An 8,408-nucleotide genomic window follows, 5' to 3' on the forward strand; every position below is an offset into this window, starting at 1 on the left:
GGAATAAGTTCTTAATAATTGTGAATACATATTGTATTTAATAGATTAAATATTAATCATATTCCTCCTTAGCTCAGTTGGTTAGAGCATCTGACTGTTAATCAGAGGGTCCTTGGTTCGAGCCCAAGAGGAGGAGCGCCGAAGTAGAGCGGAGCTCACTTCATCGCAATGCCAAAGCCATTCACGAAAGTGGGTGGCTTTTTTCATGAGAAAATTTTGGGCGAGAAGTTTATCCGCCGTAGTTCGCCTTGGCGAACAAAGGTGGAAGCCCTACTACAAAGCCATTAATATCAAAACCCATGTATAATTCATGGTTTTTTTGTTTTTATCCCACATTTTATCGCATATTTCAAACATTAGGAATTCTACTAGTCATAAATGACTCCTTATTAGAGGTCCAAGTCCTGCCTCGAGTACAGATGCACGCAAAAACCGTATGCAATGTGTGCTTTTGTCTATTCAAAATGTTTGAGCTGGGATGATCATTTGTTCCGGCAGTATCCGTCAAAAAAGACCAAAAGAAATATATCCTAATGAAGGTTTTGCTTCGTAAATTAGTGTTAGATATTTTTAGGGGACAATTATCGATTTAGAATGAGGTCAGGTTTGAGAATTTGTTGTTTATTTATTGGAGTTTTCCTTTACTCAACAGAATATTCTTTCTCTCAGCATACAAATGACTCACTTAATTCAGTGAAGCTGGTTGGGCTGAAATTTCACCTAGGTTCGGTACTTATCCACAGCAGGGAACTCAGACCTATTAAAGATTCCTACCCTACGGGAATTGAATTGGATTTGGCCTGGCACAAAATATCGCAAAAAGCCTGGGAGTCATGCATGTGTTATCCGAAACTAGGCATTGCGCTCACCTACTGGGATTTTGACAATAAGGAAGTGCTTGGCCAGGGGATAACAGGACTCTTTTATATAGAACCTGTATTTAATACCAGAGGCAGAGTGAATTATTCTGTGCGGGCGGGTCTTGGTTTATCGTATCAGAACTTCCCATATGATCCGGTTTCAAATCCGGATAACCGGAGCTATAGTACTCATATAGGCTTTCCTCTGCAACTGGGAGGCACGGTGCACTTCAGAATAAAATCCAGTTGGTTACTCAATGGGACACTGGTATATAATCACATTTCCAATGGGGGAGTCCGCCAACCTAATAAGGGTATTAACTGGCCCTCTCTTGGTATTGGCATGGCCTATTATCTAAAAGAATTTGAATTTAAGAAAAGAGCTGTCAACAACTGGCGAGAGCTTGGACCGCCTCAAAAAAGGTGGGATTTTACATTTTTTATTGCCTATGAAGAACCGAGAGATAATCTATTCCTTCTTTCCCCGGGACTAGAAATCAAATGGAGCAGACAATTTGCGAGGGTAAACGCGTATACCCTCGGAGGGGAGGTCATGTATGATAATGGTACCGGGTTCGTACTTGATCAGAACGGTGATGAAAGTAGTCCGGTGAAGGCCGGAATGGCTATTGGTCATGAGTTCTTACTAGGGAAGTTTCTTTTCAGTCAGCAATTTGGGGTATATTTCAGCAATCCTAATCCCATGCACTCAGATGTATATCAGAGATACGGGCTGGTATACAGGATTACCAAGAACTTTAGCACTGGAATCAGTCTGAAAGCACATGGTCATGTGGCGAACTTCCTTGATTTTAGGGTGGGTATTTCCCTTTGAGATTAGAAATAATACAGATTGTCGTGCACATAGAATTAAGAACCGCATCGAATACATTAGAACCCTCTTAAATAATTGATTTTAAGTGCTTTAATATTTAACTAATTTGTTTTTAACGTAAGTTTCACCAACCGTCCTTTAGAATAAAGGCTCGGGCTTTGTTGATCTATTAAAATGACGAGGTTTCCACTCGGTAATTGGGCTATATCACGGACCCGGCCTGCTTTGGGTAAAACAATCTCTGTTTCCTCTGTATCCAGATTATAAAGTACAAGGTGCTGGTAAGTTAAGGCTCCCATAAGAAAAGAACCATTCCAGGGTTCAAAATTACTGTTTTTAAGCCTGATCAGGCAACTAGGCGCCAGGCGAAAATCAGGGGTCCAGTGCTTTATGGGCAATATGGTATTCTTTGCCGCCTCTTCCTCAGTCATGTCGGACACCTTGGTAAGGTCATAATTAACTCCGTATGAAAACAAGGGCCAGCCATAATTACCCCCTTTGGTAATTATATTGAATTCGTCACCACCTAGTGGCCCATGTTCATTGGAATATAAAGTTGTATTATCCGTATCATAAAAGAGTCCCTGAGGATCTCTGTGACCGTAAGTCCAAATCCCCGAGGGTTCACTCATACCAGGAAAGACAGGATTGTCTTCCGGAATAGACCCATCATGCATCAGCCTAAAGATCTTCCCCCTTGGGTCTTTCAGGTCTTGCGGCCCCGGATCAGGCCCAGGTGCCCCGCCTGCACCAAATGAAAAAAAGAAATGTGTGTTATCTTGCCAGGCAATCCGGGAACCAATGGCAAACTGATCTGACTTAAAAATTATTTCAACATCCTGCGCTGAATTTTCCTTCAGTCTGAACCGAGCTACTGAAAGATGGTAGTCCTCGTTCACGTAAGTCAGGTAGGCCATTTGATTGGATTCAAACTGCGGGTGAAGACTTATATCCATCATGCCCCCATAGGGCCTGTCTGTTGTAAATGTCTTGGATTCCGGTAAACCATCCACTTTGTTCACCTCACCATTCCGATAGCGGTAAAGAGCACCCATTCTTACGGTGAAAAGATAATCATCTTCACTAATCACATCAATGGCCCATGGTATTTCAAAGCCATCGGCTAACACCTCCAGATCTAAGCTTAAACCGGACGCGGTGGTTTGCGTCTTAACTTCACCGCAAGAAAAGAATAATAAGGTGATTGGAATGAAGAGTATTTTTTTGAGAATTATAGTCCCTTGTGGTATTGTAAATGAGCCCTTTTGATATCTGAAAAAAGATGTCCCAATGCGGAAGAATTTAATAATTTGTTGGCATTCAATCATTGAGTTAAATATAAACAATTACTCGCCGCCTTAACAGTGAAGAGGTTGTTTAATAGCCCAAGGGAAGAGAATGCTGAAATTAATAATCCGAAATACACTTCTAAAAGTCAACTATCCAAGATAACCTGAGCCATTCACGAAAGTGGCTCCTTTTTTTGTTTCTAATATATACAACCACGTTTACGACCAAGCCTATTTTCACCTCTTTTTGGATCATATTTACATAAAATGAATGTTAGCAATTTTATGTATCTGGTCCTTATAAATCCAGGAAACAGAGTTAAAAGTCCGGTGGAAATGCTGGATTTTTTGTGTGATTTGTACCTGCCAAACATACTATATCGTGTATTTAGTGGTTATTATAAAAGAAAAAAACCCATATCAACCAAAATTTAAAAACAAATAATGTTATGAAAAAAATTAAGATCGTATTTTTAGCTATAGGAGTCTTAGGATTTATTTCCTGTGGGAGTGATGATAATGATGAGGTAATTAATAACTGTGAAACATGTTCCCTTACGATTTTGGAGCAAGAAGTAGTTTCTGAATATTGTGACAACGGAGATGGTACTGTTACAGTAACAACTGAAGGGGTAGAGCAAACAGAAGAATTAGGGGATACCACTTTTGATCAATTTATAGCTGCCTTCGAATTATTGGGGGCTTCGTGTAACTAATAGAAAAAGAGCGCTGAAGTAGAGCAAGCTCACTTCATCGCGGTAAAGTGAATTTAGTTCTGCTTTATAGTGAAACAGAGATAAAAGTCCAGTATTTTACTGGACTTTTTGTTTTACAAAGTTTCTTTTCGGCAATGATTTATCCACATTTGGACGAACCGCAATCCTTACAGGTCAGACATCCTTCCTGGTAAATTAAATTAGTGGATCTGCAATTATCGCATTTTTGCCCTTTTGCCTCGGTACCATCGGTAACAAATCTTTTTAACGCCCGGGCTACCCCATTTTTCCAGGTATTTAGTGATTCGCCTTCCAACTGCAGACTGTTGATGAGGTCAACAACTTTTACAATGGGCATACCATGTCGCAATGTGCTGGAAATAAGTTTAGCGTAGTTCCAATATTCCGGATTGAACTTATGCGAAAGGCCTTCAATGGATGTCTTATAACCTCTTTTGTTTTTGTATTGAAAATCATAACGGGAGGTGCCATCTTCATCTCTGTTCTTTATAATCAAACCATCATTTACCCAGCGCGGGATTAAAATTCCGTCTTCATCGTCTGCCAGTCCTGTAAAAATTTCATAGGGTTGCTCATCAATTAAACCAATAAAAGCAATCCATTTTTCCTTATTGTTTTGAAAACGTACCACATCTGCCTCCACGACCTGAGGGCGTTTGGTAGGAAAGGCAGTAAGCGTTTCTTCAGTCTCACTTTCATTGGATATCAGCACTCCTGATCTTGACCCATCACGATACACAGTAACTCCTTTACAACCAGCCTTCCATGCTTCCATATACAACTTGCCCACCAGCTCTTCTGAGACTTCATTAGGAAGATTTATAGTAACACTTATAGAATGGTCCACCCATTTCTGAACAGCGCCTTGTAAACGAACTTTACTCAACCAATCTATATCATTAGAAGTAGCTTTATAATAGGGGGATATGGCCACAATTTTCTCGAGCTCTTCCTGATCGTATTTTTTTTCAGTATCCAAGCCATTTACACGCATCCATTGTTTAAACCTATGGTGAAATACTACATATTCTTCCCATGAATCACCCACTTCATCAATAAAGGCTACCTTACTATCTATATCGTTGGGATTAACTTTCCTCCTCCGTTTGTATACCGGGAGAAAAACCGGCTCAATACCAGAAGTAGTTTGGGTCATTAAGCTTGTTGTACCGGTAGGGGCAATGGTCAATAAGGCAATATTTCTTCGACCGTATTCCAGCATTTCGTAATATAATTTTTCATCAGCTTCTTTTATTCGAAGAATAAAAGGGTTTTCTTTTTCTCTATTGGCATCGTAAATTTCAAAGGCTCCACGATCTTTGGCAGTATGAACTGATGCTCTATAAGCCTCCAACGCAAGAGTTTTGTGTACTTCAATGGAAAATTCATTCGCTTCGTTACTTCCATATCGCAACCCTAATGCGGCTAGCATATCTCCTTCTGCGGTAATGCCAATTCCTGTTCGCCTGCCCTGTATCGCTTTCTCCTTAATTTTTTCCCATAATTGCACCTCCACAGCTTTAGTGTCCTCTAATTCCGGATCCGATTTTATTTTTCCTAAAATGGCATTTATTTTTTCAAGTTCCAGGTCAATGATATCGTCCATGATCCGTTGGGCGGCGGCTATATGTTTTTTGAATAAGGGGAAGTTAAAGTTTGCAGTACTCCTGAACGGGTCTTCCACGTAAGAGAACAGGTTGATGGCCAATAATCTGCAAGAATCATATGGGCATAAAGGAATTTCCCCGCACGGGTTGGTAGAAACCGTTTTGTAACCAAGGTCGGCATAACAATCAGGTACCGACTCTTTGATAATTGTATCCCAAAACAAGATTCCAGGTTCTGCAGATTGCCAGGCATTATGCACAATTTTATTCCATAAGGTTTTGGCATCTATGACTTTTGAAAACTTAGGTTTGTTACTGTGAACCGGGAATTTTTGAATATAGGAATTGTTGCTTTCAACGGCTTTCATAAAATCATCATCAATCCGAACAGATACATTGGCTGCTGTGACTTTTCCCTGTTCCATTTTAGCGTCGATAAAATCTTCAGCATCCGGATGGTTAATTGAAACCGATAACATTAGTGCTCCCCTGCGACCATCCTGTGCTACCTCGCGCGTAGAATTGGAATAGCGCTCCATAAATGGCACCAGGCCCGTTGAGGTTAAAGCAGAATTTTTAACCGCAGATCCTTTTGGCCTGATATGGGATAGATCATGGCCAACACCGCCACGTCGTTTCATTAATTGTACTTGTTCCTGGTCAATTTTCATAATGCCTCCATAGGAATCAGAATTACCTTCATTACCAATCACAAAACAGTTGGATAATGATGCAATTTGAAATGGATTTCCAATACCTGCCATGGGACTTCCTTGCGGGACAATATATTTGAAGTTTTTTATCAGATCAAAAATCTCTGCTTCGGCTAGGGGATTGGGATATTTTTTTTCCACACGAGCTATTTCTTTTGCTATCCTTCTATGCATATCATTCGGATTAATCTCATAGAGATTTCCGTCCGAATCTTTGAGGGCATATTTGCTTATCCAGACTCTCGCAGCAAGATCGTCTCCATCAAAATAGGTTAAACTAGATTGAAACGCTTCTTCCTGGAAATAAGTTTTTCTTTTGGGAGGCATAATTTTTAAGGACATGTAAAATTTTTCTAAAGGAAATTATTGATGAAGAAGTAAAATTGGGACTATCTGAAAAGCTATTCTATGATAAAAATCATAAAGCTTAAAGGGTGAAAACAAATCAAAAAGGGATCTGCCTTTTGTTTTAATTAAATATTAAAAAGAAGAAGTCCGGCCAATAGAATCAGGCAGGGATGACTTTTTTAAATAATACTTTCTTATCATGCTTAAGTTTCATGGAAGATAGTTCAGCCTTCCATTCAACTTTAATATCAGCTATACTATCCAAAATAAGGACCCCCAGCACAATATCATCTGGATTAGCAGTGATTTCAATGTTTTTTAATTCTTTTATTTTCAATTTACCATTCGCGCGTAAAAATGGAACCTTGAATGTACATGGGATGAAATTTGTCGCTTTACCAGGATTTATAACGCCTCTTAAATCTCTTAATTCCATATCAGATTGGTTAATAGCCCAGATTTCAAAAGATATTTTGTCCCCAACACGGGGATCTCTTTGGTCAAGGAAATTCCGCATGTGAAATGTGAGCTGGCTCGTCAATTCCTTTCTTAATTGATCTAAAATATTTTCCATACTTGCCAAATACTTTATATAGTTAATTTAGCTAATAAATTAATTTATTAATGCCTGCTGCGCAATGATAATCATCATGTTGTGTCCTAACACAGTTGTTTAAACGTGCGTGCCGGGAGGGGAGTTCTGTTCAAGGACGGAGGCCAAACACCTATTGTTGTTGCATCGTGATCCGGCACATTCTGATGCCGAAAGAACCCAAATGTTTGATAAATTTATGTGACAGACCAATTTAGCACCTTGCCATTCACAGAAGTATGGGGCATTCAAAGCCCGGGAAGTTAAATACTTATTAGGCTTTTATTTGTACAATTCAACCAGGGTTCATTTTCCAGTTCTCTCAACACCATTTATTTTAAAGCCCCATGCATATTTGTTGCCGGTGGTTCTGAGGGCATCTTCAGGGATATTTATTATAAGCCCTTCCTCTTCTGAATAAGTGTAATTAAGAGGAATATCAGATCCAATTAGTTCTATTTTGCTCCCTTCGAGGGGTTTCACGAATTTTAAAACAAGATCCTTTTTTGGCGCTTTTAAAGAAATGGCATAAATAATCTGTTCTTCTCTTTTTTTTGTAAAGCGTATATCGTCGCCTTGCTTAAAATGTGCTTTTAGTTTTTCTGTTCCATATACCACTTCGCCATTAGTACGAAGCCAGTTACCCATCTCTTGTAGTCTTTCCAAACTAGGTTCAGGGATTTCGCCCTCGGCAGTGGGCCCCACATTTAAAAGATAATTGCCCCCTTTAGATGCTACATCTATCAAATTATGTATCAACACCTCTGCAGATTTCCAGTTATGGTCGTTCAATTTATAGCCCCAGGTGTCGTTCATGGTCATACAGGACTCCCAATCCACATTGGCAGCTCCTTCCAATATCTCCTGCTCCGGAGTGCCAAAATCGCCAGCATAATCATCATCTTCCTTATTCATGCCCTGCATTCCCTGTCTTCCTTTATCTACCCGATTATTGATGATTACACTCGGTTTCAACTCCCTAAGATATTGGTACATTTCCTGCCCCATTTCGTGGGTATATTCGTGTATCCATTCCCCGTCGAACCAAATAATTTCAGGGTCGTAGTTTTCTATAAGTTCCGTTACTTGTGGCTTTAAATAGTTGGTGTAATACTCCGGGAACCGGGAATTCATCTTTAGTGAATCCTGTGTGTTATATTCGGGATAGTTAAGACCCTGGGCTTGTGGGTGGTGCCAATCCATTATGGAATGGTAAACTCCAAACCTGATGCCCTCCTCTTTACACGCTTCAGAAAGTGCCTTTAGTATATCCTGGCCATAAGGGGAGAAATCCACAATGTCATAATCAGATACTTTTGAATCCCATAGGCCAAAACCATCATGGTGTTTGGAGGTGATCACCATATATTTCATGCCTGCTTCCTTCATTGTCCGGGCCCATTTTTTTGCGTCGAATTTCTGGGGAT

Annotated in this window: 6 protein-coding genes and 1 tRNA gene; 3 read left to right on the forward strand and 4 right to left on the reverse strand. The window is 39.8% G+C overall.

Annotated features, from left to right (window positions below; all coding sequences use genetic code 11):
* Positions 1-62 precede the first annotated feature (62 nt).
* A tRNA-Asn gene (locus tag WBM60_RS09845) sits at positions 63-136 on the forward strand.
* A gap of 557 nt (positions 137-693) precedes the next feature.
* Positions 694-1,695: an acyloxyacyl hydrolase gene (locus WBM60_RS09850; RefSeq protein WP_424263659.1), complete on the forward strand. Its 1,002-nt coding sequence runs from the start codon at positions 694-696 to the stop codon at positions 1,693-1,695.
* Positions 1,696-1,796: 101 nt separating this feature from the next.
* Here WBM60_RS09850 and WBM60_RS09855 read toward each other — a convergent pair whose 3' ends face one another.
* The gene (locus WBM60_RS09855) at positions 1,797-3,023 is read right to left on the reverse strand and encodes a PQQ-dependent sugar dehydrogenase (protein WP_424279028.1); all 1,227 of its coding nucleotides are present in this window, start codon (positions 3,021-3,023) and stop codon (positions 1,797-1,799) included.
* A gap of 410 nt (positions 3,024-3,433) precedes the next feature.
* Between WBM60_RS09855 and WBM60_RS09860 the strand changes: the two genes are divergently transcribed.
* On the forward strand, positions 3,434-3,700 hold the full coding sequence (locus tag WBM60_RS09860) for a hypothetical protein (protein ID WP_424277322.1): 267 nt from the start codon (positions 3,434-3,436) through the stop codon (positions 3,698-3,700).
* A gap of 139 nt (positions 3,701-3,839) precedes the next feature.
* Here WBM60_RS09860 and WBM60_RS09865 read toward each other — a convergent pair whose 3' ends face one another.
* The 3 genes from WBM60_RS09865 to WBM60_RS09875 form a co-directional block, all read right to left on the reverse strand.
* Positions 3,840-6,383, reverse strand: coding sequence for an adenosylcobalamin-dependent ribonucleoside-diphosphate reductase (locus WBM60_RS09865; RefSeq protein WP_424283028.1), 2,544 nt, complete (start codon positions 6,381-6,383; stop codon positions 3,840-3,842).
* Positions 6,384-6,549: 166 nt separating this feature from the next.
* The gene (locus WBM60_RS09870) at positions 6,550-6,963 is read right to left on the reverse strand and encodes a hypothetical protein (protein WP_424259690.1); all 414 of its coding nucleotides are present in this window, start codon (positions 6,961-6,963) and stop codon (positions 6,550-6,552) included.
* A gap of 324 nt (positions 6,964-7,287) precedes the next feature.
* On the reverse strand, positions 7,288-8,408 hold a 1,121-nt coding region (locus WBM60_RS09875), incomplete at its 5' end, for an alpha-L-fucosidase (RefSeq protein ID WP_424283029.1).

Source organism: Eudoraea sp., from assembly GCF_049669105.1.
Taxonomy (GTDB): Bacteria; Bacteroidota; Bacteroidia; order Flavobacteriales; family Flavobacteriaceae; genus Eudoraea.

Excerpts from the sequence above, each read along its gene's own strand:
- WBM60_RS09870 (WP_424259690.1), bottom strand. The coding sequence starts at position 6,963 with ATGGAAAATATTTTAGATCAATTAAGAAAGGAATTGACGAGCCAGCTC.
- WBM60_RS09860 (WP_424277322.1), top strand. The coding sequence starts at position 3,434 with ATGAAAAAAATTAAGATCGTATTTTTAGCTATAGGAGTCTTAGGATTT.
- WBM60_RS09855 (WP_424279028.1), bottom strand. The coding sequence starts at position 3,023 with ATGATTGAATGCCAACAAATTATTAAATTCTTCCGCATTGGGACATCT.
- WBM60_RS09865 (WP_424283028.1), bottom strand. The coding sequence starts at position 6,383 with ATGTCCTTAAAAATTATGCCTCCCAAAAGAAAAACTTATTTCCAGGAA.